Consider the following 26871-nt stretch of genomic DNA (forward strand, 5'->3'; position numbering starts at 1 on the left):
TGCCTCGCGGACTAGGCTCCTGCGCTTCGGTGTCCGCGGCGGAAAGGGGAGGAAGAGGTGGGTTCGGCACGGTTGTACCTGGCCGTGGCGGCCCGGGGCTTCCGGCGGTACGCGTCGTACCGGGCGGCGACCGCGGCCGGTGTGTTCACCAACACGGTGTTCGGGCTGATCCTCGTCTACACGTATCTGGCCCTGTGGGACGAGCGTCCGCACCTCGGCGGGTACGACCAGGCGCAGGCGGTGACGTACGTGTGGCTGGGGCAGTGCCTGTTCGCGGCGCTGGCGCTGCAGGGCGGCGGTGTCGAGCAGGAGCTGATGGAGCGGATCCGCACCGGTGACATCGCGGTGGACCTCTACCGGCCGGCGGATCTGCAGCTGTGGTGGCTGGCGAGCGACCTGGGGCGGGGGGTGTTCCAGCTGCTGGGGCGGGGTGTGGTGCCGTTCCTGGTGGGCGGGCTGTTCTTCCCGACGGCGCTGCCCACGCGGTTCGACGTGTGGGCGTCCTTCGGCGTGGCGCTGGCGCTGGCGGCGGTGGTGAGTTTCGCGATCCGCTATCTGGTGGCGCTGAGTGTGTTCTGGCTGCTGGACGGTACGGGCGTCAACCAGGCGATGATGATCCTCGGGGTGTTCTTCTCGGGCATGGTGCTGCCGCTGAACGTCTTTCCCGGAGGGTTCGGCGAGGTCGCGCGGGCGCTGCCGTGGGCGGCGCAGCTTCAGGTGCCGGCGGACGTGCTGATGGGGGAGACGGGCGCGGCGGGGGCGCTGGCGTTCCAGGCGGTGTGGGCGGTGGTGCTGCTGGCGGCGGGCCGGCTGGTGCAGTCGGCGGCCACGCGCCGGGTGGTGGTGCAGGGTGGCTGAGCGCGGCGCGGTGCTGGAGGGGCTGCGGGCCTACCGGATGATCGCCGGGATGTGGGTGCGGTCCGGGATGACCTACCGGGCGTCCTTCGTGTTCACGCTGTTCGGGAACCTGGTGATGACGGGCCTGGACTTCGTGGGGATCCTGCTGATGTTCTCGCACGTCGACTCCCTGGCCGGCTGGTCGCTGCCGGAGGTGGCGTTCCTGTACGGGGCGTCGGTGACGTCGTTCGGGATCGCGCATCTGGCGGCGGGTTCGATGCCGCAGCTGGGGTCACGGATCCGGGACGGTTCCTTCGACGTGCTGCTGGTGCGGCCCGTTCCGGTGCTGGCGCAGGTCGGCGGGGACCGCTTCTCGGTGCGCCGGCTGGGGCGGGCCGTGCAGGGCGGGGCGGTGCTGGGCTGGGCGCTGGTGGCGGCGGACATCGACTGGACGGTGTCGCGGGTGCTGCTGGTGCCGTTGATGGTGCTCGCGGGTGCGGCGATCTTCGTGGCGTTGTTCGTGGCGGGCGCGGCGTTCCAGATCTACGCGCAGGACGCGGCGGAGGTGCAGAACGCGTTCACGTACGGCGGGACGACGATGCTGCAGTATCCGCCGGCGGTGTTCGGCAAGGACCTGGTGCGCGGGGTGACGTTCGTGCTGCCGCTGGCCTTCGTCAACTGGGTGCCCGCCGCGCACGTGCTGGGGCGCCCGTACCCGCTGGCGCTGCCGGGGTGGACGGCGTTCGTGTCGCCGCTGGTGGCGGCGGGGTGCTGTGTGCTCGCGGGGCTGGTGTGGCGGATGGGGCTCAGGTCGTACAGGAGCGTGGGGAGTTGAGAGGGCCGATGCACACGACAGTGGAACCGGGTCCCGGGGCCGGACCGGAGGCGTTCATCGAGCTGGACCGGGTCGAGAAGGTCTTCGACGTGCGCCGGCGCAAGGGGCTGCTGCGGCGGGAGCGGCACCAGGTGCGCGCCGTGGACTCGATCTCCTTCACGGTGGGGCGCGGCGAGATGGTCGGCTACATCGGGCCGAACGGCGCCGGGAAGTCGACGACGATCAAGATGCTGACCGGCATCCTCACGCCGAGCGGCGGCCGGCTGCGGGTCGCCGGGATCGATCCGTCGCGGGAGCGGACCCGGCTGGCGCACCGCATCGGGGTGGTGTTCGGGCAGCGCACCACCCTGTGGTGGGACCTGCCGCTGATCGACTCGTACAAGCTGATGCACCGCATGTACCGCATCCCCGACGCCCGCTACCGGGAGAACCTCGCGCGGCTGGTCGAACTGCTCGACCTGGGTGATCTGCTGGAGGTGCCGGTGCGGCAGCTGTCGCTGGGGCAGCGGATGCGCGGGGACATCGCGGCGGCGCTGCTGCACGACCCGGAGGTGCTGTACCTGGACGAGCCGACGATCGGCCTGGACGTCGTCTCCAAGACCCGGGTGCGGGAGTTCCTGCGGCAGGTGAACGCCGAGCGCTCCACGACCGTCCTGCTGACCACGCACGACCTCCAGGACATCGAGCAGGTCTGCTCCCGTGTGATGGTCATCGACCACGGCCGGCTGGTGTACGACGGGGCGCTCGCCGGTCTGCACGAGGTGGGGGAGGGCGAGCGGACGCTGGTGGTGGACCTGGAGCGGGAGTGCCCGCCGGTGGAGGTGCCCGCTCCCGCGCGGGTGGTGCGGGTGGACGGGCCCCGGCAGTGGGTGGCGTTCCCCGCGTCGGAGCCGGCGGCCGGGCTGGTGACGCGGATCGCCGAGCGCTACCCGCTCGTCGACCTGTCGGTGCGGGAACCGGACATCGAGGCGGTCATCGCGCGGATGTACGCGGAGCGGGCCGGGCGGGCGCCCACGCGGTCCTCGTAGCCGTGTGACGGGGACAACTCGTAGGCTGCTGGGTATGACCGACGACGCACCCGCCCCGGACCTCCGCGCCTCCGACGCCGACCGTGAACGGGTCGCCGAAGTCCTCCGGGACGCCCTCGCCGAGGGCCGCCTGGACATGGAGGAGTTCGAGGAGCGGCTGGACGCCACCTACCAGGCGCGCACCTACGGGGAACTGGCCCCCCTCACCCGTGACCTGCCCGCGTCGGGCACGGCGGTCGCGCCCTCCGTGTCGCTGACGAAGGACCCGGCGACGGGCGGCGGTTGGGCGGACCGGATCGTCGGCGGGGACGAGTCGGGGACGTCGACCTGGGCGGTCGCCGTGATGAGCGGCTTCCAGCGCAAGGGCCGGTGGACGGCGCCCCGGCGGTTCAACTGCTTCGCCTTCTGGGGTGGCGGCGAGATCGACCTGCGCGAGGCGAACTTCGCGGACCGTGAGGTCGTCGTCAACGCCGTCGCGATCATGGGCGGCGTCGATGTGATCGTGCCGCCGGGCGTGGAGGTCGTGGTGCGCGGCGTCGGCATCATGGGCGGCTTCGACCACCGTGAGGAGGGCGTGCCGCCCGAGCCGGGCGCCCCGCGCGTGATCGTCACCGGGCTCGCCTTCTGGGGCGGCGTCGGCGTGCAGCGCAAGCTGCCGCGCGCCGAGCGGCAGCGGCTGCGCGAGGAACGGCGGCGGGAGAAGCAGGCGCTCAAGGAGGAGCGGCGGCGGGAGCACCTGGAGCGAGCCGAGCGGCAGCGGCGGGAGCATCTGGACAGCGCCGAGCGGCACATCCGGGAACTGGAGGAGTCGCGGCGTCCGCACGACCCGCTGAATCTGCACGGCCCGCACCAGGAGCGGGAGCGGCGGCCCGGGGAACGCTGACCGCGCTCACCGGTCCCGGCGCCGGTCACAGCCGGGCCGGCGCCCCGCCCTTCAGCGCCTTCAGCTCGAACGTCTGCGCCATGCGCGCGTAGCCGTCGTCACTGGGGTGCAGTCCGTCCCCGGAGTCGTAGCCGGCCCGGAAGCGGCGGGGGTCGTACCCGTCCCGCACCGCCTCGTCGAAGTCCACGACCTCGTCGAACACCCCGCCGTCGCGGATCTCCTCGTTGACCCGCTGCCGTACGTCCTCGCCGTACGGGGTCCAGCCGTGGTGCCCGCGGTACGGCATCAGCGTCGCCCCGACGACCTTGATCCCCCGTGCGTGCGCCCGCTCGGCCAGGGCCGTCAGCCCGCGCAGGATCCGCTCCGGGTCGGCGGTGTCCGGCGCGCGGAGGATGTCGTTGACGCCGAGCGCGACGACCACGACCCGGACGTTCGCGCGGCCCAGCACGTCCCGGTCGAAGCGGCGCGGCGCGCTGGGGTTGCGCGGCGGCCGGCCGGGCCCGTCGGCGAGGACGCGGTTCCCGCTGAGCCCGAGGTTGACGACGCTGTAGCGGGGGAGGTCCCGGCCGGAGGCGAGGGCCGAGCGCAGCCGGCCGGACAGCACGTCGGGCCAGCGGGCGTCGGCGCCGACGGTGGCGGTGATGCCGTCGGTGAGGGAGTCACCGAGGACGACGACCGTGCCCTCGGAGTCGTCGCTGAACACGTCCAGCGCGGTGACGTACCGCCATACGGTGCTCTTCCCGTTGTAGGCGGCCCCGGTGCTGTCGCGGGTGTGCTCGCCCTCGGCGACCCACGAGATCTGCCGGGCGTGCTTGTGGTACGTCACCGGGCCCGAGGGGACGGGGGAGTACGTGCTGATCAGCGCGTGCGCGTCGCGCGGGATCGGGACGCGCACGGCGTCGCTGACCACCTGTCCGCCCGCCGGGACGACGACCGACGGGTTGCCGGCGAAGGTGAGGGGCCGCATGGTGCCGGCGAGCGCGGCGGCGGTGTCCGGGCCGGCGGAGACGGCGATCGACGCGTGCGTGAGGGTGAGCGGGGCGCGGCCGTAGAGGTTGGACAGGGTGACACGGGCGCGGGTGCCGCCGGCGGTGGTGTGGACGACGTTGCGCACGGACCGGCCGGCGAGCCCCGCGGTCTCCGTGCCGGGCTCGCCGCCGCCGGGCGCGGTCGCCCAGGCGGTGACCCAGGTCCCGGCGGAGGCGGGCGCGACGGGGTTCCCGGCCCCGCCGCCCTCCCGGGCCGGGGTGTCCCGCCCGCGCAGGCCGTCGGCGGACACCCCGACGAAGATCACGGCGGACACGGCGAGCACGGCCGCGAGCACCGCGGCCAGCAACGCCGCGTACCGTCCGGGCCGCCCCTGCGGGGCGGGGGGCTGCGGTGTGCGCGGCCCCACCGCCGTGTCCCCGTCACGGGTCATGCTGTTCCGTTCTCCTCGGGAAGCGGGAGCCGCTCGGGGCTCCGTCCGTCGCACCATGGTGGGTCAGGGCGGGGGAGGCCGGGTGCGGGACGCGGCCGAAGATCGTCCGGGCGGACCCGGACGGGCCCGGGACAGGACCGGGCGTGACCTGGGACCGGCCGCGGGGACGGGCCCCGTGCGGGCCTTCGGGTGGTCGGTCCGCGTGGCCCGGGGTGTCCCGGCCGGCCCGGGGTACCTCTAGGTGACGTCCCTGGACGATCCCCCCACGGACAGACGCCGGGAACTCCTGTTCCGTTCCAGGAGTCGGTCAGGAAGGGACAATGTGTGAGAGATCACCGAACGGGTGGAGCGGATGGAACGGACTGATACGGCAGACACCGAGGACCGGGACGCCGCCGGGCAGCATGCCCGCACCGGTGCCGCCACGAACCGCGCGATGACGACGTTCAGCCCCGCGGACGAGGAGAAGCAGCGCGGGGTGCGCCGGATGAAGCTCACGGCGACCGGCCTGCTGCTGTTCGTCGCCCTCGTGTACGTCCTCGCCGAGTGGGCCTCCCACCAGGGCGCCGGCGCCTGGGCGGGGTACGTGGCCGCGGCGGCGGAGGCGGGCATGGTGGGCGCGCTGGCCGACTGGTTCGCCGTCACCGCGCTCTTCCGGCACCCGCTGGGCCTGCCCATCCCGCACACGGCGATCATCCCCACCAAGAAGGACCAGCTCGGCACGGCCCTCGGCGACTTCGTCGGGGAGAACTTCCTCTCGGAGGACGTCGTGCGCCGACGCCTCCGCGCCGTCGGCATCGGCGCACGACTCGGCGCCTGGCTCTCCGTCCCCGAGCATGCCGACCGCGTCACCGCCGAGGCGTCGGCGGCCCTGCGCGGCGCGCTGACCGTGCTGCGCGACTCGGACGTGCAGGCGGTCGTCGGGGAGGCGATCACGCGCCGGGCCAACGCCCAGGAGGTCGCGCCCGGCATGGGCAAGATGCTGGAGCGGATCGTGGCCGACGGCGCCCACAAACGCGCGGTGGACGTCGTCGTCACCCGCGCCCACGACTGGCTCGTGCTGCACAGCGACGCCGTGATGGACGCGGTGCACGGCGGCGCCCCAGGCTGGACGCCCAAGTTCGTGGACCGCAAGGTCGGCGAGCGCGTCTACAAGGAGCTGCTGCGCTTCGTCACCGAGATGCGGGACATGCCGAGCCACCCGGCGCGCGGAGCCCTGGACCGCTTCCTCACGGACTTCGCGACCGACCTCCAGTCCGACACCGACACCCGCGCGCGCGTGGAGCGACTCAAGGGCGACATCCTGGGCCGCAGCGAGGTGCAGGACCTGATCGCGTCCGCCTGGACGGCCGTACGGGGCATGATCGTCTCGGCGGCGGAGGACGAGCGCAGCGAACTGCGGCTGCGGCTGCGGGCGTCGCTGCTGTCGCTGGGCGCCCGCATGTCGCTCGAGCCGAAGCTCCAGGGCAAGGTCGACGGCTGGCTGGAGAGCGCCGCGGTGTACGTGGTGACCACCTACCGCAAGGAGATCACCTCGCTGATCACGGACACGGTGGCGAGCTGGGACGCGGAGCACACGACGAAGAAGATCGAGGCCAACATCGGCCGCGACCTGCAGTTCATCCGCATCAACGGCACGGTGGTCGGCTCGCTCGCGGGCCTGCTGATCTACACGGTGTCACGGGCGCTGGGGGCGTAGGGAGGCAGAGGCGTCGCGCGGTCCGGCCCCTGAGGCGTCCGGCCCCTGAGGCGTCCGGGGCCGTACCGGCCGCGGACCGGCCGGGCGTGAAAGCGGCCGGCGCGGGGCACACGAGGTTCACTTCGTCGAGGAGGGAGCCCATGGCCACCGCGCAGTCCGGGACCGGACGCACCATCACCACCAGAATCCCCGCCCGCCTGGACCGCCTGCCGTGGTCCCGCTGGCACTGGTCCGTCGTCATCGGCCTCGGCACCGTATGGATCCTCGACGGGATGGAAGTCACCGTCGTCGGGAACATCGCGGCCCGTCTGTCGGAGCCCGGCAGCGGACTGCCCATCACCTCCGGCGAGGTCACCGGCATCTCCGCCGCCCTCTACGTCACGGGCGCCTGCCTGGGCGCCCTCTTCTGGGGCCGGCTCACCGACATCTACGGCCGCAAGAAGCTGTTCCTGATCACCCTGGCCGTCTATCTGGGCGCGACGGCGATGACCGCCCTGTCCTTCGACACCTGGTGGTTCTTCCTCTTCCGCTTCCTCACCGGCTTCGGCATCGGCGGCGAGTACGCGGCCATCAACTCCGCGATCGACGAGCTGATCCCGGCGCAGTACCGGGGCCGCGTGGACCTGCTCATCAACGGCAGTTACTGGCTCGGCGCGGTCGCCGGCGCGCTGCTGTCGATCGTCGCCCTGAACACCTCGATCTTCCCGGCGGACGTCGGCTGGCGCCTCACCTTCGCCCTGGGCGCGGTCCTCTCCCTGGCCATCCTGCTCGTACGGCGGCACGTCCCGGAGAGCCCGCGCTGGCTGCTGATCCACGGCCGGGACGAGGAGGCCGAGCGGATCGTCGCCGGCATCGAGGAACGCGTCACGGCCGACGGCGGCAAGGAACTGCCGGCCGCCGACGGCGAGATGACGATCCACCAGCGCAGCCGCACCACGTTCACCGAGATCGCCCGGACGGTCTTCGGCCGCTACCGCAGGCGCTCCACCCTCGGCTTCGCCCTGTTCATCGGGCAGGCGTTCCTCTACAACGCGATCACGTTCGGCTTCGGGGCGATCCTCACGCAGTTCTTCGACGTGCCGTCCGGGAACACCGGCTACTACTTCGCGGTCATCGCGGCCGGCAACTTCCTCGGCCCGCTGCTGCTCGGCAAGCTGTTCGACACGGTCGGCCGCCGCATCATGATCTCCGGCACCTACGTGCTGTCCGGCGCGCTGCTGTTCGGCACGGCGTGGCTGTTCGACCGCGGCTCGCTCACCGCGGCGACGATGACGGCGTGCTGGTGCGTGGTGCTGTTCTTCGCCTCCGCCGGCGCGTCCAGCGCCTACCTCACGGTCTCCGAGATCTTCCCGATGGAGACCCGGGCCATGTCCATCGCCTTCTTCTACGCGATCGGCACCGCCGCCGGAGGCATCAGCGGCCCGCTGCTGTTCGCCGAGCTGACCGGCACCGGCAAGGTCGGCGACACGGTGCTCGCGTTCCAGATCGGCGCGGGGCTGATGGTCGCGGCGGGTGTCGTCGCGGCGCTGCTCGCGGTGAACGCGGAGCGGCGGTCGCTGGAGGACATCGCGGCGCCGCTGTCGGCGGCCGAACCGCAGCAGGCGGTGGCCCGCCCCTGACGGACGGGCTCCTGACGGCCGCCTTCGACGGGGGTGCGGCCGGCGGAGGCTCAGCCTCGCCGGTCGGCCACCGCCCACGACGCGAGGGCGACCGCGCCGGCCACCGAGAACACGGCCGGCCAGGCGCCGACCTTCTTCGCCAGCGGGTGCGACCCGGCGAAGGCGGCCACGTACGCCGCCGACAGCACACCGGCCGCCGTGCCGCCGGCCCGCTCGCGCCACTGCTGGGCGGCGGCGACCCCGGCGGCGGCGAGCACGACCCCGCCGAGCTGCCGCTTACGGGTCCAGCGGGCCACGCCGTACCCGCCGACGAGCCCGCTCGCGGCCACGACCGAACTGGGAACCTTCGCCATGCCTGCTGCCTCCTGCCACTGCGCCCCGCGCGGGGCGCGGAAACCTCGGATCTCCGAGGCTAACGCGCCCGGCGGCGCCCCCTCCCACCAGCCCCGGAGCGACCGCCCACGCAAAACTGAGTCGGGGGTTGTCAACTTTCCAGCGGGTGGGTTATATAAGGAAGTGATCCGTAGGGCATCGCACAAGCGACTTCACGGAGAGGAGTGGACTGTGATGCTCATGCGTACCGACCCGTTCGCCGAGTTCGACCGACTCACGCGGCAGGCCTTCGGCCCGGCCACCCGCACCTCGGCGATGCCGATGGACGCCTACCGGGCAGGGGACGACTTCATCGTCCACTTCGACATCCCCGGCATCGACCCGGAGTCCATCGAACTCGACGTCGAGCGCAACGTCCTGAACGTCCGTGCCGAGCGCCGCTCGCCGGCCCCCGAGGACGCGGACGTGGTGGTCTCCGAGCGTCCGACCGGCCACTTCAGCCGGCAGCTGTTCCTTGGCGACACCCTGGACACCGAGCGCATCGACGCGAAGTACGACGCGGGTGTCCTGACCCTGCGCATCCCGGTGGCCGAGGCGGCCAAGCCGCGCCGCATCCAGATCACGGGCGGCGACAGCCGCAAGCAGATCGTCGGCTGACACCCGCGCGCCCCTTCCACGCGTCCCGCGGAACCCCCTCCCGCGGGACGCGTCCACGCGCCGTACACCCCCGGTGGGGGACACGACACCGGACCCCCTTCAGAACCGAATACCGCAGCAGGAGAGGAGCTTCGGATGACCACGCTGACGCCGCAGAAGCCCGCGATCCCGCAGCCGGGAGGCATCATGACCCCGGCGCCCGCGCCGCGCCCGGCACAGGACCCCGCCTGGCGTGAACTCGTCGACGCCGTGCGGGAGGCCGGGCAGTACCCGACGCGGTCGGAGGCGGAGAGCGTCACCCGCATCGTCCTGTCCGCCCTCGGCGGCCACGTCGTCGGGGACGAGCGCGTCGACCTGGCCCGCGCCCTGCCCGAGGAGGCCGCGCGGGTGGTCGCCTCGCAGATCCCGGCGACGCGCCGGCTGACGGCGTCCGAGTTCGTCGACTCGGTGGCGGCCCGTATCGAGGGCGCGACCCCGGCGACGGCCCGCTGGGACGTCAGCTCCGTGCTCAGCGTCCTGCCGCCGCTGGTCGGCGACGAGTTGGTGACGCGCATCCTGCACCAGCTCCCGTCCGGCTACGCCCTCCTGTTCGGCCGGGCGGAGCTGACACCGGCGGCGTGACGGCCACGCCGTAGCTCCCCTTCCTCACCGGCGAGCGCCCCCGTGCCCGACACGGCGCGGGGGCGCTCGCCGCGCGAGGGCGAGTACGCCCGTACGCTCGCGCCGACGTGAAGCGTACGGTCGTACGCATGACGACGGACCACTTCGCGGGCGGCCGGCCGGCAGCACGTCGGCCGCGAACGGGCCGCGACCTCCCTCGTCGACCGCTTCCTCGACCAGGTCCTCACCGTTGACCATGAACCGTGCCTGAGCCGCCCACCGGGGCCCGGGCGGCAGCACTTTGATCTCCAGACGGTCGAACATCCCGCCGCGGGCGCGTGCGGCGGCGCACTCCCGGAGGCCTAGGCCGAAAGTCCGTCTGGCGGGCGGCGTCGGCCGCCCGGGAGGATCGGCCCATGGTCGACGCCCACCACCTGCTCGCCTTCTGCACGATGTCCCTGCTGCTGTCCGCCGTGCCCGGACCGAGCGTGCTGTTCGTGGTCGGACGCGCCCTCGCCCACGGTCGGGCGACGGCCCTGGCGTCCGTGCTGGGCAACGCGCTCGGCGGCTACGTCCTGGTCGTGGCCGTCGCGCTGGGCGTGGGGAGCCTGGTCGAGCGGTCGGCGGTGCTCTTCCACACGGTCAAACTGCTCGGCGCCGCGTACCTGATCGTGCTCGGGGTGAGGGCGGTGCACGCGAGTTGGCGGGGCCGGGACGTGGCCGGCCGGCCGGCGGACGCCAAGGGCGGTGAGGGGACGGCCGGTTCGGTCCGGGCGGGGTTCTGGGTCGGGGTGACGAACCCCAAGAGCGTCGTCTTCCTCACCGCCGTACTGCCCCAGTTCGTCGACCGCGAGGCCGGTCACGCGACCGCGCAGATGCTGGTACTCGGCCTGGCAGGCGCCCTGTTGCAGCTGCTCTCCGACGGCGTCTGGGGCCTGGGCGCCGCCACCGCGCGGGACTGGCTGGGCCGGTCACCGCGCAGGACGGCGGCGATCGGCGGCACCGGCGGCCTGGCCATGATCGGCCTCGGCGCGTCGGTGGCGTTCACCGGCCGCGCCGAGTGAGCCAGGCGCAGCCCGGGGTGGGCACGGAGGCCGCGCCCACCCGGGACCCGGCTCAGAGCCGCCGGTAGTAGACCGCGGTCGGCAGCGCCGTGCACCCGAGGCGCTCGTAGAGGGCGCGGGCGGGTGCGTGGAAGGGGTCGCCGCCGGTGCCGATCTCGACGACCTCGGCGCCGAGACTCCGCATCTGCGCGAAGGCGTGCTCGCACAGGGCGGCTCCGACGTGGTGGCGGCGGTGCCGCGGGGAGACGGCGAGGTGACTGATGCTGCCGTTCCGGCGGCCGGGGGTGACGCTCCACGCCACGTAGCCGGCGATGCCGCTGCCGTCGCCGGTCTCGGCGACCGCGACGTACCTGTGCCGTTCGGGCGCGTGAAGTCCGGGGACCTCCCGACGGTAGTCGTCGCGCCAGTCGCCGTGCTGGTTGGCGAAGACGGCCTCACCCACCAGAGGGCGGAAGGAGTCCTCGTAGAACGGCCGGAACGTCTCGATGGTCAGGTCGGTCAGGGCCGCGAGGTCCTGCGGGGTGTACGCGCGGATGCGCATGGGAGTGTGCCTTTCGGGCTGAGGGCTGGACGCCCGGGTGGGAAGGGGGCATCGGTCGGCCCGCTCCCGGCCGTGACCCGGCGACGGCGAGCGGGGCCCTCAGCGACGCGTGCGAAAGGCGGCGAAGCACTCCATGGCGCCAGCGTAACGCCGGGCGGGTGCGCGACGCCCCGGGGTTTTCGCAGCCCTTGCACCCTCCTGCTCCGCAGCGGACCCACGACCGTACGTCCGGTCGCCCTGCCGCCCCCGCTCAGTCCGGGAGCGCCGCCTCCCACACCCACGAGGTCCGGCGAGGAAGGCCGTCGAGGCCGCCGCGGCCGTGCACCACAGGAGCACCCGGGCCGGGTCCCCGGGCGGAGCGGCCGGGACGAGCCGGTCGAGTACCGCCGCGCTTCGGTTCGACGGGCGGCACACCGGATTAATGGTTTGTCGCCCGCCCGCCCGGGCCTATAGGAAGGGCCGCATGCTGAAGGGAACCAGGGTCGGCCTCCGGGCACGGCACGAGGACGACATACCGGTCCTGCGGACCGAGCTCTACAACGACGTGGTCAACGCCGCGCGCGCCGAGGGCCGCCCGTGGCGGCCGGTCACGGCGAAGGACCCGCAGCTCGCCTTCGACAGCCCACCGGAGAACATGGCGCCCTTCTCCGTGGTGGAGCTCGCCGGCGGCACCCTCATCGGCACGGCGAACCTGTGGGGCATCGACACCCACAACCGCAACGCCCACATCGGCATCGGCCTGCTCCCCGCCGCCCGCGGCAAGGGCTACGGCACGGACGTCGTCGCGGCCCTCTGCTACTACGGCTTCGCCGTGCGCGGCCTGCAACGCCTCCAGATCGAGACCCTCGCGGACAACGAGGGCATGATCCGCGCCGCGGAACGCAACGGTTTCGTGCGGGAGGGGGTGCTGCGGTCGTCGGCGTGGGTGCTGGGGGAGTTCATGGACGAGGTGGTGCTGGGGTTGTTGGTGGGGGAGTGGGAGGGGCCGGGGGTGGGCTAACACCTGCCGGTACTGCAACTCCGTCAGCATGGGCACGGACGGGACTGCACATCCCTCTGAGCCGGTACGCGTGGCGCGGTCACCGTGCGGGCACGCCTGCCACAAACTGCGCCCAGGCACGCCGGGACAGCTCAAGGCGCGGTCCCGACGACCGCTTCGAGTCTCTTATGAGCACACTATCGGGCGTGTAGGCCGCCTCCAGGCACTCAGTCGTGTTGCCGCCGCTGTAGGACGACTTGAACCACTTGGGCCGATGAGCGGGCGGCTGGCCGACTGACATTCACAGCTCCTCGTAAACACGCTGGATCAGGGAAGACGACGCCTCCATGTCCAACGCTTGTGCGCGGAGGTACTCGAACGCAAGCCTGTATCGGTGGAGTTCCTCCTCCTTCTCAAGGAAGAGCGAGCCGGTGTGGAAGTCGACGTACACGACGTCGAGAGCCGACTCGGGGCCGCCGAGGATGACGAAACTGCCGAGCGCGGCGGAGTGGGCGCCCTTGGAGAACGGCAGTACCTGAAGCGTGATGTGCAGGGACTCGTTCGCCTCCAGCAGCCGCTCCAGCTGTTCCTTCATCGTTTCCGGCGATCCGACGACGCGGCGGATGACGGACTCGTCGAGGATCGCCCACAGCCGTGGCGGGTCGGGACGGGTAAGGATCTCCTGCCGCTTCATGCGGATGTCGACGAGCCGTTCGATCTCCGCCGGCGCCAGTGGGATCTCGTTCGCCTTCTGCAAAGCGGTGCTGTACGCGCGGGTCTGCAGGAGACCGGGGACGTACACGCAGGAGAAGTGATCCTCCCGAACGGCCTCGTCCTCCAGCGTGAGCAGCAGGTTCATGCTCTCCGGGATGGAGTCGGCAAAGGAACTCCACCAGCCCTGCTGCTTGGCGTCCTTGGCCAGCCTGACGACGGCCTCCCGCTCGGCGTCCGTCGCTCCGTACTCACGGCACAGGGCATCGACGACGATCCACTTCACTGGTCCCGCCTGCGTCTCGTAACGGCTGACCGTGGCCTTTGATACGCCGACCAGCCGTCCGGCCTCCTCGAGCGTCATGCCGCTGCGGGCGCGCAACTTGCGCAGGGTCGAGCCCAGTTGGCGGCGGCGGGTGGTGGTCCTCACAGACATGGGACTCCTCTGAGGCATAGGCCAGGCGGGCGTATGGAGCGAGAACAGGCTAGGGAGGCTGGGCTGGCACCACGCACAGATTCACCCGATCGAGGCTCGTGAGGAGTTACACGGTGAGAGTTCTCTGTGTCATTCTCAGTAACGCATCGCCACGCAACGCATCCGGCTCGGCACGATGCGTACTCGTCAAGTGGCGCGGGAGGGAGAACTGCTGTGTCCGGGACTTACACCGAGAACGTGCAGCGCCGCTGCGTGCTGCCTTTCGAAGCACTGCCCAGCGAAGTCCGTCTGCTGCGGAGGGCGGCGGCCACCCAGCTGAGCCAGTGGGGCGTGCCGACCGCCAGAGACGCGGCGCAGCTCGTCGTCACGGAGCTGGCGACGAACGTCATCAAGCACGTCGGAGAAGGCTCCGCGGCGACGCTGATTCTCGAGCGGAAGCGTGATCGGCTGCGAGTCGAGATGCATGACAAAGCCAGATCGCTGCCTTTGCTGCGTGCTGCCGACTGCGACGCCGAGTGCGGACGTGGCCTGCACCTGCTGGCTGCGATGGCAGTGGACTGGGGAGCGGTGGCCACGGCCATCGGCAAAGCGGTCTGGTGCGAGATCGAGCTCGGCCAGGACGCCGGCTGCCTCCGCATGGAACGCGCCGCCGAGGCGCTGGAGAGCTACAGGGCACGCAGCGGAACGCTTCCACGGGGCCAGTCCGACGCCGTCCTGGCAGAGTCAGCCGTTGAGCTGATCACCGACCTGCTGCACTGGACCAGCGCGCGCGGCCTGGACCCGGACGATGTCCTGGACCGTGCGCATATGCACTACGAGGCTGAAGCGGACGCCGCCTAGTGGATGGCATCCCCGGTGGGCTTCCGCATCAGCTCACGGAGCGCATCCGGCGTACGCCAGGATTCTCCTGGACGGATTCTGTGACACATGCGGTGACAGTTGGCGCACAGGCACGCGAGGTCGTCCAGCTTCGTCTCCCTGACTCCGGAGACATGAAGAGGGGTGATGTGATGCACCTCGATGTAACCGTCCCCGAGGTCTCCGTACGCTTGGGCGAAGTCGAAGGCGCAAACCTCGCACCGCAGGGGGAGTCCTTGCCCTCGCACCTGTCCGATCTTGCGGACTCGCAGCTTGGGGTCACGCTCACGTGCGAGCGCCCGCCGGATGAGAAGGCGGCCTTCGATCGCCGACGCGCCCGTCTCGTCCACCTCCTCGGGCTGGGGCGGAATGCGGTACAGCTCGCCAGAGCCAATGGCATCCCTGAGGGCCTCCGCGGCGAGACACATCTCCGTCTCCCGCTCGGTGAAGGCATGGATCATCAGCAGGGTGGGTTTCCCGCACCTTGTGGCCTTGCCGGTGTAGGACGGGTGGTTGGTCATGAAGTCCGTCGTCTTACGGCTCACACTGTCCGGCGACCGGAAGCTGGGAACGCTGCGGGCCTCCGGAGCGTGCAGGGGCAGCGAGCGGAGCAGGTCAGACAGCTCCTGGACCTCGGGCTCCCCGGTCCGCAGCTCGCGCCAGCCGTTTTTCACGACCAGGGCGCCTGCAAGCACAAGTTCGTCCTCGGTCCAGGCAGGTATCCGCATGGGCAATATCGTATGAGTGTTCGGCGTGGCGGAGGGTGCGTTCCGGGAACGGCGAGGCGTGCTGCACACTTGGTCTGGTCTCGTTGTCAGTGGGGTCTGTCACCCTCAGTGATGGTGGATTGCAAGATGTGTCTGCCGCTGCACGGCTGTAAGGAGGGGGCATGACCCACACGAAGGAAGCTCGCGGCGTCCAGGCGACGCCGATGGAGCCTCAGCTCACTTCGATCGAGATCTGCGCTGGGGCTGGAGGTCAGGCCATCGGTCTCCATCAGGCGGGTTTCGGGCACTTGGCTTTGGTCGAAATCGACGCGTATGCGGTCGAGACACTCAAGCTGAACATCGAAGATCACGAGGTGTGGGCCTGGGAGCGGGAGCACTGCGACGTTCTGGCCGGTGACGTCAAAGAGTTCGACCCTTACCGGGACGTCAAGAAGAGTGCCGAGCTGCTGCGGATGCGAGGCCTCGATCTGCTGGCAGGCGGTGTGCCGTGCCCGCCTTTCTCACACGCGGGCAAGCAGCTTGGCAAGGACGATGAGCGGGACCTCTTCCCGCGCATGCTTGAGTTGGTTGACATTCTCAGGCCTCGGGCCGTCATGATCGAGAACGTGCGCGGGATCATGGACCCCAAGTTCTCGGACTACCGGGACTGGATCACAGCCCGACTGCAGGGCGGCGAGTACCGAGGCGACGACGGCCAGATGGCCAAGGACCCCGGCCTTGGCTACACGGTCGCGAAGTGGGGCGTCCTAGAGGCCAGTGACTTCGGCGTGCCACAGCTCAGACCGCGCGCCATCCTCGTGGCCTTCCGTGACGACGTCATCAAGGACCTGAAGTACGAGTGGCCGACACCTGCGCTTGAGGAGCCGGTGAGTGTGGCTGCAGCGCTTCAGCCTTCGATGCTGGAGAGGTACTCGCGGTATTTCGAAGGAGCCCATGCACAGCGGGCCCGTGATGCTTACGAGAAGTGGCTCCGCAAGGCGCAGGAACGAGACGCCGAACTGAAGGGCAAGGGCGGCGGAATCGCCCCGACTCTCGTAGGCGGCTCCAAGAAGCATGGCGGCGCAGACCTGGGGCCTAGCCGCGCAAAGGCAGCATGGCGCCAGCTCGGCATCTCCGGCATGGGCGTCGCCAACGACATCGAGACCTGCGAGAAGAAGCAGACCGAAGACCGTGACCTCTTCGGCCCGGACGGGCCGATGCTCACAGTGAGGCAGGCAGCCATCGTCCAGGGCTTCCCGGTGGAGTGGGACTTTTTCGGTGGGAAGACGGCGCAGTACCGGCAGGTCGGTAACGCGTTCCCGCCGCCCGTGGCCAGGGCTGTGGGGCAGTCCATCGCCGATGTGCTCAGGGCAGCGCAGGAGCGTGATCGCTCCGAGGCTAAGTCTGCTTAGGCTTAGCCTGCTTGCCTTGATTGCGACGCTTCTCCACCTCCGCAGCGATGCGTGCGGCGCACTTCTCCGACGCCTCGTGTTCCCAGAACCGGAGCACCGTCCAGCCCGCCTCTGCCAGACGCTGGTCGGTGTCCCGGTCACGGGCCATGTTCCGGGCGACCTTGTCTGACCAGTAGCCCTCGTTGGTCTTCGGCGGGACGTAATGCTCAGGGCATCCGTGCCAGTAGCAGCCGTCGATGAAGACGGCCACCTTCGCCGGGCGGAAGACCATGTCAGCCGTCCGGCGAAGGTCGGGCAGCGGCCTTGCTGCCACGCGGTAGCGCAGCCCCTGGGCGTGGACCAGCCGCCTGATCAGCTTCTCGGGCGTGGTGTCGCGGCTGCGGATGGCCTGCATGTTGCGCCGCCGGGCCGCGGAGGACGCCCAGGAGCCGGCGGGCGGCACCCAGACCTCCTTGCTGACCGTCACGCCAGCTGAGGTGTCCTGGTCACAGTCCTGCCCCTCAAACTTCTTCCTCACCGTTGACCCTCGGCAGTCTGGGACCTTCCCGCTCTGGGTCGTCCGGAGTGGCGAGAACCCATTCACGTCCTTCCAGTTCAACACGCGGGGCCTCCCCATGATGAGGCATGGCTTCGGCTACCCGGAAGCTGACGAACTCACCGCGCTGGGGAACCTCGGCACCGATGCGGCGGGCTATGTCGCGATGCTTGTCGAAAGGACCGGCAATGAGAATGCCCCTCTCGCGGAGTACTGTACGTGCTCTGTACTTACCTTCCCGCAGCCGTGCCAGGTAGTCGAGTTGCTGGGCTGCTGTTCGGACTGTGCCGCGTCCGATACGGCGGTTCTGGACACGGCTGAACAGCTCAACGACACGCGCCTGTCCGGATTTTTCGTTCAAGATGGCGGATCGAGTGGCCTCAGGCAGGTGGAGAAGGACGTTCTCTGGAAGGTCCGCATCACGCCAGATCCAGTGCACCGCATCGTCCCGGTGCTCCGCTTTTAGCGTGAGTTTTTTGTCTCGGTTTCTTCCAGTGTTGAGCCACTCAGAGCGAACCCGAAGTATCCCGGCGCTCCATTTGCTCTTACTGTCATCCGCCCAGACAAGGAGGCAGAGGTAGCCCATGGCTTCCGGGGGGATCATCCACCCTCCGAAAGTCTGAGAGAACTTGCAGTCCACGTCGATGCCAAGGATGCGGTAGTCCATGGGGTGCTTGTCGTCAAAGCTGCCCACGTCCCCACCGTCGGCGAATTTGAACTCTCGCTGCAAGTTGATCTCAACGAGCGTGCCTGCGTGAGTTTTCTCCGTTTTGTAAAGCTGATTCCAGTCGTATCTTCCGGTCGCCTCGCCGTTCAGCAACTGGTCGATGGTGTCGCGGAGAACTGCGCCGAATCTCTTCCCTTTCGGATCGAGGGAGAGGATATGATCGGCCACCTTTTGTACGTCGAGGTCTTGCTTCAGCGCATCCTGCATCGCGATGCGGGAGGCTGCCTGCACAGTGACGTCTTCGTCGAAGGGCAGCAATGTCCGTCCTGTTCGTGTCAGCCAGTATGTCCAGGTGTTGACGTGAGGGTGCCGCCTACGAGGAGGACTCCGAAGGAGCCGTGGCCTCACCCTCATAGCGCGAGTTCTTGGCTCGGAAGCGCACCAGACGCCTGTCGCCGCTGGTCGCCGACCGGGGCGGGATGAGAGTGAAAGCCATCACAACCCTCGACGGATCTGCGATGCCGTTGTGGACCGCGGCCTGGACGCTGTCCTGGCTGCTGCCCTCCACGACTGGGTAGAGCAGAGCCACGCCAGTCCTGGGTCCGATAAGAGTGCTGCCCCCAGCAGCGGCGTCATCGATGAGCCGTTGAGCAGCCGTACGGTGCTCGACGCTCGCGATGCGGCCGAAGCTGCTCTTGCCGGCCTGGATGCTCCGTCGGACAAGGGACAAGGGGACCGAGCCGACGACACTCGCTTCGACGCGGTTCCCCGAGGCCAGCCGGGGCGAGATGAGAAGCCAGTCATCTACCCGCGCGAGGGTGCCGTCAAGCTGCTGCAGATAGGTCAGGTGCGGGTCGAAGTACTGGGGCCGTTCCCACTCGAGCTTGCGCAGCGCGCTCAGCAGATCGCCGTGGGTGACGGCGCCAGTGAGCGCCGTGAACGTCCGCGAGAGAGGGCTTGAGCTGTCCGGGGGGTTGTTGAACGGCACGGGCTCCGGGGCCAGTGCGCTCAGTACCGGCCGCCAGTGCTCGGTGTTGCGCTTCGTCACTGATCCGGTGAGCGGGTACGAGGCAGGCTCGATGGGGCGGCCCGGGGAGCGGATCTCCACGAGCTCGGCGTTGAACATCTTGTTGCGCGCCGAGGGCTTGAGCCACGGCAGGTGTTGCGCCACGAGCGGCGGGATCTCGACAGGGGTGACCTGGGGCTTGCCGTCGACCAGCTCGGCATACTGGGCAAGCTGCTCTCGGAACGTCTCCTCGTCACGGCAGACGGCCTCGTACGCCTCATAGAGGTCGACGGACTTGTCGCGGCCGAACGGCTCCTCACGGCCGATGTACAGCCGGACGAGGTCCCGGTACCCGGGACGGAAGCCGAACCAGCGGCCCATCTGCATCAGAGTGTCGGCCTGCTGGGTGGTGCGGCGGTAGTAGGTGACGGTCAGGCCCTCGACCGTGAAGCCGCGGGATAGTTTCGTACCGCCCACGAGGATCTTCCAGACGTTCGGTGTCCGGTCGAAGTCCAGGTCGAGCTGGGCGAAGTACCGATCGGTGTCCCCGTTCACGACGATGACCGGTTGGCCTCCGCTGCCGATGCGCTGCCGTGCGGCGTGCACGTAGGGACGCAGCTCCTCGTAGGAAGACGGCGCAGGCAGGTCACTGGCCTGAGCCGCGCTGACGGGCCCGAAATCGGTTCCCCAGAGCGCCGCGAGACGTTCGTGTCCTGCCGTCGAGCTATAACCCGCCTGGTGCCACATGGTGTTGATGCGCAGAGCCAGGTCAGCGTGGTCGTCCTGCCGCACCGACTGGTGGGCGAGCATGGTGTGGTGCCGGAAGGCGGCGTCCGGCACACCGTGATCCGCTCGGTAGAGCTTGAGGGCGCCGGACAGCACGAAGGCGTCCATCGCCTCCTGGAGTCTGTCTTCTCCCGTGGAGTCATAGATCCCTCGCACGTGTGCCTTCTCCTGCGAGTTGGCATAGGTGCGCTGGTCGACGGGCACGGGGGAGTCCAGGTCGTGGAAGTCCTGAACGCCCATGTACCCAGCCGGCCGGGGCAGCGAAATCAGGAAGTCGCTGGGGAAGATGTCCATGTCATCACCGGGATCGATGAAGACGTTGGCGAACGGCGTCGCGGTGTAGCCGACGTACTGGGCCCGCGGGAGCAACCCGAGCAGCTTGGAGATCAAGCCGTTGATCGCGGTGCGCTCGGTGCTTCCGCGCTCCCACTTCTTGGGGTCAGAGGTGTTGACGGAGGCCTGGTCAGACTCGTCGTCGATAATGAGAGCGGGCAGTTCACCCAGGATGCCGTGAATCTGCTTGAGGTCCTTGACCAGTTTGGTCAGGACGCTCTTGTTCTTCTTCACCACGAGAATCCGTGCCGCGGCATGGTGCAGGTTTACTGGATCATGCAGCGGCTTGGTCGGGACGCGCTTCTCGAACTCCAGCGCCCGGATGCCTTGAGCCAGGCTCTTATAGTCGTTGTCACGAGTCGTCAGGCGTTCGATGTCGAAAGCACCGAGCGTGGAGGGGCGCGCACCGTGGCGGACGAAGTCCGGCCAGCCCTCGTCATCGCCCACGTAGTCCACACCCACGAGTGAATCGACATCCGAGATGTCGGCGCCGCGCAGGATGTTCTCCTGGCCGATCAGCTCCATGTCCAGGCGTCGCTGGGTCTGTGCACGCAGCAGGTTGAGGGTGCCGCCCAGCACGATGACCAGCCGGTACCCGGCGTCGATCGCCTTGGCGGCCACCCCGGTGAAGTTCGCCGTCTTGCCGGACTGGACGTAGCCCACCACCAGGCCCTTCGCCTGGCGGGCCGTGGGCTGCTCGGGGTCGGTAAGCCTCTCCACTACCGCCCGGCTCGCCTCGTCCAGACTGGCGATGGCCGCTTCGGACCAGCCCTTCTCACGCAGCTTCCGTTCGTACGCCGTCCAGTAGAAGCTTCTGGCAGCTGCGCGTTCAGCGGTGTACCAGGGAGTGAACTCCCGGGTGATTACCGTCGCTCCGGGCACCTTCGCGACCGGCACCGCCTGGTCCAGGGCCTTGCAGACGTCGCTGCCGAACCCGAGGTGCTCATAGATCACGGCACGCCGTTCATCTGTCCGGGCTGGGGTGCTGCCACCCCACGGCGGATTCTCGGCGAAGTCCCAGGCAGTGAGGTGTCGGCTCCACAGGGCGGTCAGCGCATCGTCACCGTTGAGGAGATGAGAGCGGAACAGTTCCTCGCTCAGATCCGCGTCCGTATACACCTCGGCGGCGAGCTTGGCCCAGGAGGCGAAGGTGCGGGGCAGGCTGCCCATCCCCGCCAGCGCGGAGGTGTGGATGTCGAGCAGCACGGCAGATGAAGTGGTGGTCATGGTTCCCCCAGTCAGGACTGATGTGAGAGCGGTACTGGATCAGTCAGCCGTCTGCGTACGGCGCTCTCGGTGCGCGCCTGCCGCAGCCAGCAGAATGGTGTTCCAGTAGTCCACTCGGTCCTGTCGGCCGCGCTCCCAGCGGCCGAGACCGAAGCAGTCTTCAAGCAGCAGGTACAGAAGTGTTTTTGTCACCGGCGCGTCGTTGCTCCCGCCGCGCCGTCCATCGTTGAAGTCGCTGCGGAAGGCCCTGTTGAGCAGGACGACGTTGTTCTCGCGGTCCAGGTCGAAGAACTTGTCCGCGGGCAGCGTGGCCCAGGAGAAGGCGATCGGATCTTCACCCGGCTTTTCGGGGAGTTCTTCCTTGATGACCCGCTTGATCTTCGGGTCCAGTCCCTTCCCCGGAGGGGTCACGGCCTTGCGCACAATCTCGTTGCGCTTGGCCCCCTCCCGGTAGGTGGCCTCGGCGTCGCTGAGGTACTGGTGGAAGGTGTGGCCGTCTGCGTCGACAGCCTTCTCCACGCCGAGAGTGAAGGCAGGTGTGACGGTGACGGTTTCCTTCTTGACGTCCAGGCTGAGAACGCTGTTGCCCTGGGCGGGCAGGTCGACTTCCACGCGGGCGAGCACCAGGTGACCCTCGGGATTGCGCAGGCCGTTCCAGCCGCCGGCTTGGACAAGGCGGTTGTTGCGGTAGAAGTAAAACCCCTGCCGGTCGGTGAGAGAGCCGATCTGGCGGAAACCGGCCTGCTTCGACTTCGCGGGCCAGATGTGCGCGGTCAGCTGGATGTCGCCGAGACCCTCGACGGGGGCGGTGAACGTACGCGGGTAGCGGGCCTTGCCGGGCACCTTGTACCCGAAGGGATCCAGCGGCTGGACGGCGATGTGGTCCACTTCCTCGCCGAGTTCACCCTCGCTGCTGCTGATGTCCCACACGGCGATGTCGAGCTTGAGGCCGTCCTGCAGGAAACGGTGCAGGTAGAGGCCGAGGTGGGTCTCAAGACGCGCGATGGCTTTGGACAGGAAGTGGTCGCTTTGGCCGGTCGTCACGGTTTCGAAGACGCGGACCTGGTCCCAGCGCACGATTGTGCCCTGCCACTCGATGATGCCGTCGTACCGGTCCACAAGTTCCTGCGCGTACCGCGGATCAACTGTGTCGCACCGGAAGCTGTCCTCGATGCCCTCCGCCGTGAGCCGTCGGCCAGCAGCGCGGCTGCGCTTGGTGCGGCTGACGACGGTCAGGGAAGCGGCGTGAGAGAGCGAGGCCGCTTTCAGCCCTGTGCCGTACATGCCGAGGGCGCTATCCCCGTAGTCGCGGCGCCGTCCCACCGTCATGGCCGCAACCAGACCGGCGTCGTCCATGCCCGTGCCGTTGTCGATGACCAGCAGGGTAAGGATGCGCTCGGCGTCGCGCAGGAAGTGCACGACTATCTTGTCGGCCCCGGCGTCGATCGAGTTGTCGACCAGGTCGGCGATGGCGACCTCAAAGCCGTAGCCCTGATTCGTCAGGGCCTTGCCGTAGCCGGCGTCTGGCGGCAGATGCGTGCTGCCGGTCGTGGGGACCTCGTACTGCCAGACAGTGCCGGGCTCGTAGGGCATGGGCTGTTTCCTCAACTACACAGGTCTGGGCCTTGTCAGCGCATGACGGCCCTCCGCTTCGGTTGGTTCGTGTGACGGTACTGCAAAGGTCGGACATTGAAGCAGTTGAATTGTGAAGTGGGGTGATTGATCCCGAATTTGTTGGCTCAAGGTGTCACGTCAGGGCAAGATTTGAGGCGGAATCGCACGGCCATGTCGACATAAGCTCCCGCCGCGGTGCAAAGCAGCGCGCCCAACGTGGACGCCGACCTCGCCGAGGTCTCCGACGGCCGCAAGGCCGTCCTGGTGCGCCTGTGTGAGCTGCGCCAGGTCGAGCTCCACGGGTGCACGGAGGTCGTGGCCGACGGGATGCCCGCCTGCGAGCGGGGCGGCGTCGCGGGTAGGAGTTGCCCCCGCTTCAGCCGGTCCCGGCAGCGTCGACCTCGACCTCGTCCGTGACCTGCTGCGGGCCACCATCGCCGCCTCCGGCCTCGTTCGTCAGCTCGCAGCGCACAAGCGACCCCGCAGACAGCACCCCGCCCCCAGACGCCCCGGCGGAAATTAATTGTGCGCAATCTAGTTGCGTACAACCAAGTGACGCGCTACCTTCTTCTCCAGTGCTCCCGCACACCAGACCTCAGGAAAGAGGGGCAGTCACCATGCCGTTCATCACCGTCGGCCAGGAGAACAGCACCGACATCGAGCTGTACTACGAGGACCACGGCACCGGGCAGCCGGTCGTGCTGATCCACGGGTATCCGCTCGACGGTCACTCCTGGGAGAAGCAGACCGCCGCCCTGCTCGCCGCCGGCTACCGGGTCGTCACCTACGACCGGCGCGGGTTCGGGCAGTCCAGCCAGCCCACCACCGGCTACGACTACGACACCTTCGCCGCCGACCTGAACACCGTCATGGAGACCCTGGACCTGCGCGACGCGGTCCTCGTCGGGTTCTCCATGGGCACCGGCGAAGTCGGCCGCTACCTCGGCACCTACGGGTCGGAGCGGGTCGCGAAGGCCGCCTTCCTCGCCTCGCTCGAGCCGTACCTGCTCAAGACGGACGACAACCCCACGGGCGTCGACGCCTCCGTCTTCGAGGGCATCGAGAAGGCCGTCACCGCGGACCGGTACGCCTACTTCACCGCGTTCTACCAGGACTTCTACAACCTGGACGAGAACCTCGGCACCCGCATCAGCGAAGAGGCCCTGCGCAACAGCTGGAACGTGGCCGCCGGGTCCTCCCCGTACGCCTCCATCGCCGCCGTCGCCACCTGGACCACCGACTTCCGCGCCGACCTGGCCAAGATCGACGTCCCGGCGCTGATCCTGCACGGCACCGCCGACCGGATCCTGCCCATCGAGTCCACCGGCGAGCCCTTCCACCAGGCGCTGCCCCAGGCCGAGTACGTCGTCGTCGAGGGCGCCCCGCACGGCCTGCTGTGGACCCACGCCCAGGAGGTCACCGACGCCCTCCTCGCCTTCCTCGCCAAGTAACGCGGCCCTCGCCGGGTAACGCGACAACAGCCGCGGAAACGCCAAGTGCGCCCGGCCGCCGGACGAACCGGTGGCCGGGCGCACCCCTGCGCGCGCGTCAGCGCGAAGACGCCCGCACCCCGTGGCACTCCCCGTACGCCTGCCCCGACCCGCACCAGCACGCCTGCGACCGCTCCGGCGGCCACGCCACCGCACGCCCCCGCGCCGCGAGCGTCGTCGCGTACTGGGGGAGGAGGCTCGCGTCCGAGGGGGACGTCAGCTCCGACGCGGCGAACGCCTCGTACGACGGGACCGTGCCCCGCACGATGCCCAGGTTCGGTGTGCCGGACGCGGCCAGTTCGCGCAGGGCCGCCTCTATCGTCCGCAGGTGGGCCTCGTAGGACGGGTACTCCTCGGCGAGGTCCGGGTACGCCTCCGTCAGCTCCGCCAGCTCGTCGGCCGGCCAGTGCAGCACCGCCACCGGGAACGGGCGGGACAGCGCCTCCCGGTACGCGCCCAGTTCCGCGCGCAGCCGCAGGATCTCCGCCTCGAGCTCCTCCGGGTTCTCCGAACCGAGCGACCACACGCGCTTCGGGTCGTGCAGCTCGTCCAGGCCGATGGGGTGCCTGTGCACGGAGTCCGCGAGCGCGTCCCACTCGTCGTGCGCCGCGCCCAGCATCCTGCGCACCCGGTGGCGTCCGAGCAGCAGCGGATGCGTGGCGCGCGGCGGCTCGCTCACCCCGGTCAGCAGCAGGCGCACCGCCTCGGTGAACGTCTCGTGCGCCTGCTCCAGCTCGTCGTGCGCCTCCAGGGCTTCCGCGACGATCACCCAGGGGGCGGGGTCGCGCGGGGACGCCGTGCGGATGCCGTCGATGATCGCGCGGGCCTCCGCCTCATGACCGTACTCCCACAGGTTGGAGGCTTTCAGGGCGCGGACCAGGTACGGGTTGTCCAGGTCCGCGCCCGAGGTCAGCAGACGGTCGTAGAGCGCCGTGGCGGCCGGGCGGTCTCCGGCCAGCTCCCGGTGCGCGGCGGCCCGCAGCAGCAGGGCCTCGGCGTCCTCGGGGTAGCGGTCGGCGGTCCGCTCCAGACGGGCGGCCTCGTTGATGTGGTCGACGTTTTCGGCAGGCGTGTCGGGGCGCATGGGGGACACCGTACTGCCGACAGGTGACAGAAGTGAGGGCCCCAAGGCCCTCCGGAGCCGGTCCACGGCATGCCCGCCGCGGTCCTACGGCCGTTCCCTCAGCGCCAGCACCGCCACCGCCGCGACCAGAGCCAGCACCGCGGACACCACCATCGCGATGTCCGTGCCCCGGGCCGGGCCGCCGCTCGACGACGTCGCCACCGCGATGGTGAGGGAGACGCCGGCGCACGAGCCGATGTAGCGCAGGGTCTGCTGCGCGCCGGAGCCCATCGCGGCCCGCGCGGGCGGGACCGACTCGACGGCGAGCAGCGGCAGCGCCGCGTTGAGCAGCCCGCTGCCGACGCCGGCGATCATCATGCCGGGGACGAATCGGGCCGTGGAGCCCGCGTCGATCGCGCCCAGCATCGTGATCACGCCGACGGCGTGCAGCGCGAAGGCGATGGCCAGCTGGACGCGCGTCGGGATGCGGCCTGCCAGGCGGCGGGCCTGCAGCGCGACGACGAACGCGAGCCCCGCCCACAGCAGGGACAACAGCGCCGTCTCCATCGCGGACATGCCCAGCACCCGCTGGAGCACCGCCGGCAGGAAGCTGAACAGGCCGATCACCGACAGTCCCGTGAACAGGCCGCCCACGGACGAGGCGAGGAAACCGCGGTGGCGGAGCAGGGACAGGTCGATCATCGGGGTCGCCGTGCGCCGCTCCACCAGCGCGAACCCTGCGAGAAGGACGACGGTCGCGCCCAGCAGCAGCCACACCGGCGCCCGCAGCCAGCCGTCCCGGCCCAGCGTGAGGGCCGCCACCAGCGCCACCAGCGCCGGTCCGAACGTCGCGGCCCCGGCGAAGTCGGGCCGGCCCCCGCGCGCGGACCGTGACTCGGTGAGCGCGCGGGTGCCCAGCAGGGCGATCACCAGCGCGGCGGCGCCGAGGACGCCGTAGACCGTGCGCCAGTTCGGTATCCCCGCGGCGAGCAGCGGGCCCACCGCGATGCCTCCGGTGACGAACGCGCCCCACACGCCCGTCGCCCGCAGCCGCCCTGCGGCCGTCGGGAAGGCGTGCACGATCAGGCCGAGACTGCTGGCCAGCAGGGCCGCGCTGGCCGCGCCCTGCGCGATCCGGGCCAGGGTGAACAGCCACGTGTCGGTGGCCAGGGCCCCGAGGGCCGTGGTGATGCCGAGCGCCAGGGTGCCCCAGACGAAGACCCGGCGGCGGCCGTAGTCGTCGGCGAGGCTGCCGGCCACCAGGAGCAGCGCGGCGAGCCCGAGCGGGGTGCCGTTCAGCAGCCACGCCTGCGCGGACAGCGGGGTGTGCAGGGCGGCCGCGGTCGCGGGCAGCGTGACGATCGGGGCGGTGTACGTCATCAGCGCCACGGCCGTGGCGGCGCTGGTCAGGGCCAGGGTGGCGGCTGGGCGAGGAGATGACTCGGGGCCGGCGGCGCGCGCGGTGGCGGCCTGCGCCTGTGCGGCGGTGGCGGGGGTGGCGGTCATGTCGTCGGGGTCCTCTGCGGGATCG

At 70.0% G+C, this 26871-nt stretch carries 25 protein-coding genes; 13 read left to right on the forward strand and 12 right to left on the reverse strand.

The genetic code is table 11. From position 1 onward, the window contains the following. The first annotated feature begins 57 nt into the window (after positions 1-57). From ELQ39_RS20025 to ELQ39_RS20040, 4 genes are read left to right on the forward strand one after another with little or no spacing between them, the layout of a single operon-like run. A complete protein-coding gene (locus ELQ39_RS20025; protein ID WP_242593158.1) occupies positions 58-858 on the forward strand; it encodes an ABC transporter permease in 801 nt (266 codons plus the stop codon). Beyond that, positions 851-1672 (forward strand): ABC transporter permease, encoded by an 822-nt coding sequence (locus ELQ39_RS20030; RefSeq protein ID WP_242593160.1) that lies wholly within the window; start codon positions 851-853, stop codon positions 1670-1672. Before ELQ39_RS20025 ends, ELQ39_RS20030 begins: the two co-directional genes overlap by 8 nt. An 8-nt stretch (positions 1673-1680) precedes the next feature. After that, positions 1681-2700 carry an ABC transporter ATP-binding protein gene (locus ELQ39_RS20035; RefSeq protein ID WP_242593162.1) on the forward strand — a complete coding sequence of 340 codons (1020 nt, stop codon included), beginning with the start codon at positions 1681-1683 and terminating at the stop codon, positions 2698-2700. A gap of 34 nt (positions 2701-2734) precedes the next feature. Beyond that, the gene (locus ELQ39_RS20040; RefSeq protein WP_190000825.1) at positions 2735-3583 is read left to right on the forward strand and encodes a DUF1707 SHOCT-like domain-containing protein; all 849 of its coding nucleotides are present in this window, start codon (positions 2735-2737) and stop codon (positions 3581-3583) included. A 25-nt stretch (positions 3584-3608) separates the two neighbouring features. On the opposite strand, the gene ELQ39_RS20045 is transcribed toward ELQ39_RS20040, so the two are convergent. Beyond that, a complete protein-coding gene (locus ELQ39_RS20045) occupies positions 3609-5003 on the reverse strand; it encodes an SGNH/GDSL hydrolase family protein (protein ID WP_242593164.1) in 1395 nt (464 codons plus the stop codon). A 352-nt stretch (positions 5004-5355) separates the two neighbouring features. Here ELQ39_RS20045 and ELQ39_RS20050 point away from each other — a divergent pair, with 352 nt between their 5' ends. Together ELQ39_RS20050 and ELQ39_RS20055 are read left to right on the forward strand one after the other, a co-directional pair. Beyond that, positions 5356-6702, forward strand: a complete 1347-nt coding sequence (locus tag ELQ39_RS20050; protein ID WP_277994712.1) for a DUF445 domain-containing protein — start codon at positions 5356-5358, stop codon at positions 6700-6702. 140 nt (positions 6703-6842) lie between these two features. Next, positions 6843-8321 (forward strand): MFS transporter, encoded by a 1479-nt coding sequence (locus ELQ39_RS20055; RefSeq protein WP_242593168.1) that lies wholly within the window; start codon positions 6843-6845, stop codon positions 8319-8321. 50 nt (positions 8322-8371) lie between these two features. On the opposite strand, the gene ELQ39_RS20060 is transcribed toward ELQ39_RS20055, so the two are convergent. Beyond that, positions 8372-8674: a hypothetical protein gene (locus ELQ39_RS20060; RefSeq protein WP_019525107.1), complete on the reverse strand. Its 303-nt coding sequence runs from the start codon at positions 8672-8674 to the stop codon at positions 8372-8374. A 214-nt stretch (positions 8675-8888) separates the two neighbouring features. Between ELQ39_RS20060 and ELQ39_RS20065 the strand changes: the two genes are divergently transcribed. The 3 genes from ELQ39_RS20065 (at position 8889) to ELQ39_RS20075 (ending at position 10975) form a co-directional block, all read left to right on the forward strand. Continuing rightward, positions 8889-9311, forward strand: a complete 423-nt coding sequence (locus ELQ39_RS20065; RefSeq protein ID WP_190000821.1) for an Hsp20/alpha crystallin family protein — start codon at positions 8889-8891, stop codon at positions 9309-9311. Positions 9312-9446: 135 nt separating this feature from the next. Beyond that, positions 9447-9932, forward strand: coding sequence for a DUF2267 domain-containing protein (locus tag ELQ39_RS20070; RefSeq protein ID WP_242593169.1), 486 nt, complete (start codon positions 9447-9449; stop codon positions 9930-9932). Between the two features lie 395 nt (positions 9933-10327). After that, positions 10328-10975: a LysE family translocator gene (locus ELQ39_RS20075; RefSeq protein WP_242593171.1), complete on the forward strand. Its 648-nt coding sequence runs from the start codon at positions 10328-10330 to the stop codon at positions 10973-10975. Positions 10976-11027: 52 nt separating this feature from the next. Here the strand turns inward: ELQ39_RS20075 and ELQ39_RS20080 are convergent, their stop codons facing one another. Beyond that, entirely contained in the window at positions 11028-11516 is a 489-nt protein-coding gene (locus ELQ39_RS20080; RefSeq protein WP_242593172.1) for a GNAT family N-acetyltransferase, read from the reverse strand. Between the two features lie 463 nt (positions 11517-11979). Between ELQ39_RS20080 and ELQ39_RS20085 the strand changes: the two genes are divergently transcribed. Then, entirely contained in the window at positions 11980-12516 is a 537-nt protein-coding gene (locus tag ELQ39_RS20085) for a GNAT family N-acetyltransferase (RefSeq protein WP_242593173.1), read from the forward strand. Positions 12517-12595: 79 nt separating this feature from the next. Here ELQ39_RS20085 and ELQ39_RS20090 read toward each other — a convergent pair whose 3' ends face one another. After that, positions 12596-12796, reverse strand: a complete 201-nt coding sequence (locus ELQ39_RS20090) for a DUF397 domain-containing protein (protein WP_242593174.1) — start codon at positions 12794-12796, stop codon at positions 12596-12598. Then, positions 12797-13642, reverse strand: a complete 846-nt coding sequence (locus tag ELQ39_RS20095; RefSeq protein WP_242593175.1) for a helix-turn-helix domain-containing protein — start codon at positions 13640-13642, stop codon at positions 12797-12799. Between the two features lie 213 nt (positions 13643-13855). Between ELQ39_RS20095 and ELQ39_RS20100 the strand changes: the two genes are divergently transcribed. Continuing rightward, the gene (locus ELQ39_RS20100) at positions 13856-14482 is read left to right on the forward strand and encodes an ATP-binding protein (protein WP_242593176.1); all 627 of its coding nucleotides are present in this window, start codon (positions 13856-13858) and stop codon (positions 14480-14482) included. Here the strand turns inward: ELQ39_RS20100 and ELQ39_RS20105 are convergent. Then, on the reverse strand, positions 14479-15228 hold the full coding sequence (locus tag ELQ39_RS20105; RefSeq protein ID WP_242593177.1) for an HNH endonuclease: 750 nt from the start codon (positions 15226-15228) through the stop codon (positions 14479-14481). The two genes, ELQ39_RS20100 and ELQ39_RS20105, sit on opposite strands and share 4 nt — an antisense overlap. Before the next feature lie 161 nt (positions 15229-15389). On the opposite strand from ELQ39_RS20105, the gene ELQ39_RS20110 reads away from it, so the two are divergent. Then, positions 15390-16619 carry a DNA cytosine methyltransferase gene (locus ELQ39_RS20110; RefSeq protein WP_242593178.1) on the forward strand — a complete coding sequence of 410 codons (1230 nt, stop codon included), beginning with the start codon at positions 15390-15392 and terminating at the stop codon, positions 16617-16619. Here the strand turns inward: ELQ39_RS20110 and ELQ39_RS20115 are convergent. The 4 genes from ELQ39_RS20115 to ELQ39_RS20130 are packed head-to-tail and all read right to left on the reverse strand — an operon-like array spanning position 16606 to position 22766. Further along, on the reverse strand, positions 16606-17061 hold the full coding sequence (locus ELQ39_RS20115; RefSeq protein ID WP_337663041.1) for a very short patch repair endonuclease: 456 nt from the start codon (positions 17059-17061) through the stop codon (positions 16606-16608). The two genes, ELQ39_RS20110 and ELQ39_RS20115, sit on opposite strands and share 14 nt — an antisense overlap. A gap of 58 nt (positions 17062-17119) precedes the next feature. After that, the gene (locus tag ELQ39_RS20120; RefSeq protein ID WP_242593179.1) at positions 17120-18139 is read right to left on the reverse strand and encodes a NaeI family type II restriction endonuclease; all 1020 of its coding nucleotides are present in this window, start codon (positions 18137-18139) and stop codon (positions 17120-17122) included. 55 nt (positions 18140-18194) lie between these two features. Next, positions 18195-21173, reverse strand: a complete 2979-nt coding sequence (locus ELQ39_RS20125; protein WP_242593180.1) for a Z1 domain-containing protein — start codon at positions 21171-21173, stop codon at positions 18195-18197. Positions 21174-21212: 39 nt separating this feature from the next. Then, positions 21213-22766, reverse strand: a complete 1554-nt coding sequence (locus ELQ39_RS20130) for an ATP-binding protein (protein WP_242593182.1) — start codon at positions 22764-22766, stop codon at positions 21213-21215. 638 nt (positions 22767-23404) lie between these two features. Between ELQ39_RS20130 and ELQ39_RS20135 the strand changes: the two genes are divergently transcribed. Beyond that, the gene (locus tag ELQ39_RS20135) at positions 23405-24238 is read left to right on the forward strand and encodes an alpha/beta fold hydrolase (RefSeq protein ID WP_242593184.1); all 834 of its coding nucleotides are present in this window, start codon (positions 23405-23407) and stop codon (positions 24236-24238) included. A 97-nt stretch (positions 24239-24335) separates the two neighbouring features. Here ELQ39_RS20135 and ELQ39_RS20140 read toward each other — a convergent pair whose 3' ends face one another. Then, entirely contained in the window at positions 24336-25361 is a 1026-nt protein-coding gene (locus ELQ39_RS20140; RefSeq protein WP_225641431.1) for an SEC-C metal-binding domain-containing protein, read from the reverse strand. 84 nt (positions 25362-25445) lie between these two features. Next, positions 25446-26846: an MFS transporter gene (locus ELQ39_RS20145; protein ID WP_225641433.1), complete on the reverse strand. Its 1401-nt coding sequence runs from the start codon at positions 26844-26846 to the stop codon at positions 25446-25448. Positions 26847-26871: the final 25 nt, after the last annotated feature.

This window comes from Streptomyces sp. GB4-14, from assembly GCF_022696125.1.
GTDB classification, from domain to species: Bacteria; Actinomycetota; Actinomycetes; order Streptomycetales; family Streptomycetaceae; genus Streptomyces; species Streptomyces werraensis.

Excerpts from the sequence above, each read along its gene's own strand:
- ELQ39_RS20130 (WP_242593182.1), bottom strand. The coding sequence starts at position 22,766 with ATGCCCTACGAGCCCGGCACTGTCTGGCAGTACGAGGTCCCCACGACC.
- ELQ39_RS20110 (WP_242593178.1), top strand. The coding sequence starts at position 15,390 with ATGACCCACACGAAGGAAGCTCGCGGCGTCCAGGCGACGCCGATGGAG.
- ELQ39_RS20135 (WP_242593184.1), top strand. The coding sequence starts at position 23,405 with ATGCCGTTCATCACCGTCGGCCAGGAGAACAGCACCGACATCGAGCTG.
- ELQ39_RS20045 (WP_242593164.1), bottom strand. The coding sequence starts at position 5,003 with ATGACCCGTGACGGGGACACGGCGGTGGGGCCGCGCACACCGCAGCCC.
- ELQ39_RS20050 (WP_277994712.1), top strand. The coding sequence starts at position 5,356 with ATGGAACGGACTGATACGGCAGACACCGAGGACCGGGACGCCGCCGGG.
- ELQ39_RS20090 (WP_242593174.1), bottom strand. The coding sequence starts at position 12,796 with ATGTCAGTCGGCCAGCCGCCCGCTCATCGGCCCAAGTGGTTCAAGTCG.
- ELQ39_RS20080 (WP_242593172.1), bottom strand. The coding sequence starts at position 11,516 with ATGCGCATCCGCGCGTACACCCCGCAGGACCTCGCGGCCCTGACCGAC.
- ELQ39_RS20040 (WP_190000825.1), top strand. The coding sequence starts at position 2,735 with ATGACCGACGACGCACCCGCCCCGGACCTCCGCGCCTCCGACGCCGAC.
- ELQ39_RS20140 (WP_225641431.1), bottom strand. The coding sequence starts at position 25,361 with ATGCGCCCCGACACGCCTGCCGAAAACGTCGACCACATCAACGAGGCC.
- ELQ39_RS20075 (WP_242593171.1), top strand. The coding sequence starts at position 10,328 with ATGGTCGACGCCCACCACCTGCTCGCCTTCTGCACGATGTCCCTGCTG.
- ELQ39_RS20055 (WP_242593168.1), top strand. The coding sequence starts at position 6,843 with ATGGCCACCGCGCAGTCCGGGACCGGACGCACCATCACCACCAGAATC.
- ELQ39_RS20095 (WP_242593175.1), bottom strand. The coding sequence starts at position 13,642 with ATGTCTGTGAGGACCACCACCCGCCGCCGCCAACTGGGCTCGACCCTG.
- ELQ39_RS20065 (WP_190000821.1), top strand. The coding sequence starts at position 8,889 with ATGCTCATGCGTACCGACCCGTTCGCCGAGTTCGACCGACTCACGCGG.
- ELQ39_RS20035 (WP_242593162.1), top strand. The coding sequence starts at position 1,681 with ATGCACACGACAGTGGAACCGGGTCCCGGGGCCGGACCGGAGGCGTTC.
- ELQ39_RS20085 (WP_242593173.1), top strand. The coding sequence starts at position 11,980 with ATGCTGAAGGGAACCAGGGTCGGCCTCCGGGCACGGCACGAGGACGAC.
- ELQ39_RS20105 (WP_242593177.1), bottom strand. The coding sequence starts at position 15,228 with ATGCGGATACCTGCCTGGACCGAGGACGAACTTGTGCTTGCAGGCGCC.
- ELQ39_RS20060 (WP_019525107.1), bottom strand. The coding sequence starts at position 8,674 with ATGGCGAAGGTTCCCAGTTCGGTCGTGGCCGCGAGCGGGCTCGTCGGC.
- ELQ39_RS20125 (WP_242593180.1), bottom strand. The coding sequence starts at position 21,173 with ATGACCACCACTTCATCTGCCGTGCTGCTCGACATCCACACCTCCGCG.
- ELQ39_RS20070 (WP_242593169.1), top strand. The coding sequence starts at position 9,447 with ATGACCACGCTGACGCCGCAGAAGCCCGCGATCCCGCAGCCGGGAGGC.
- ELQ39_RS20145 (WP_225641433.1), bottom strand. The coding sequence starts at position 26,846 with ATGACCGCCACCCCCGCCACCGCCGCACAGGCGCAGGCCGCCACCGCG.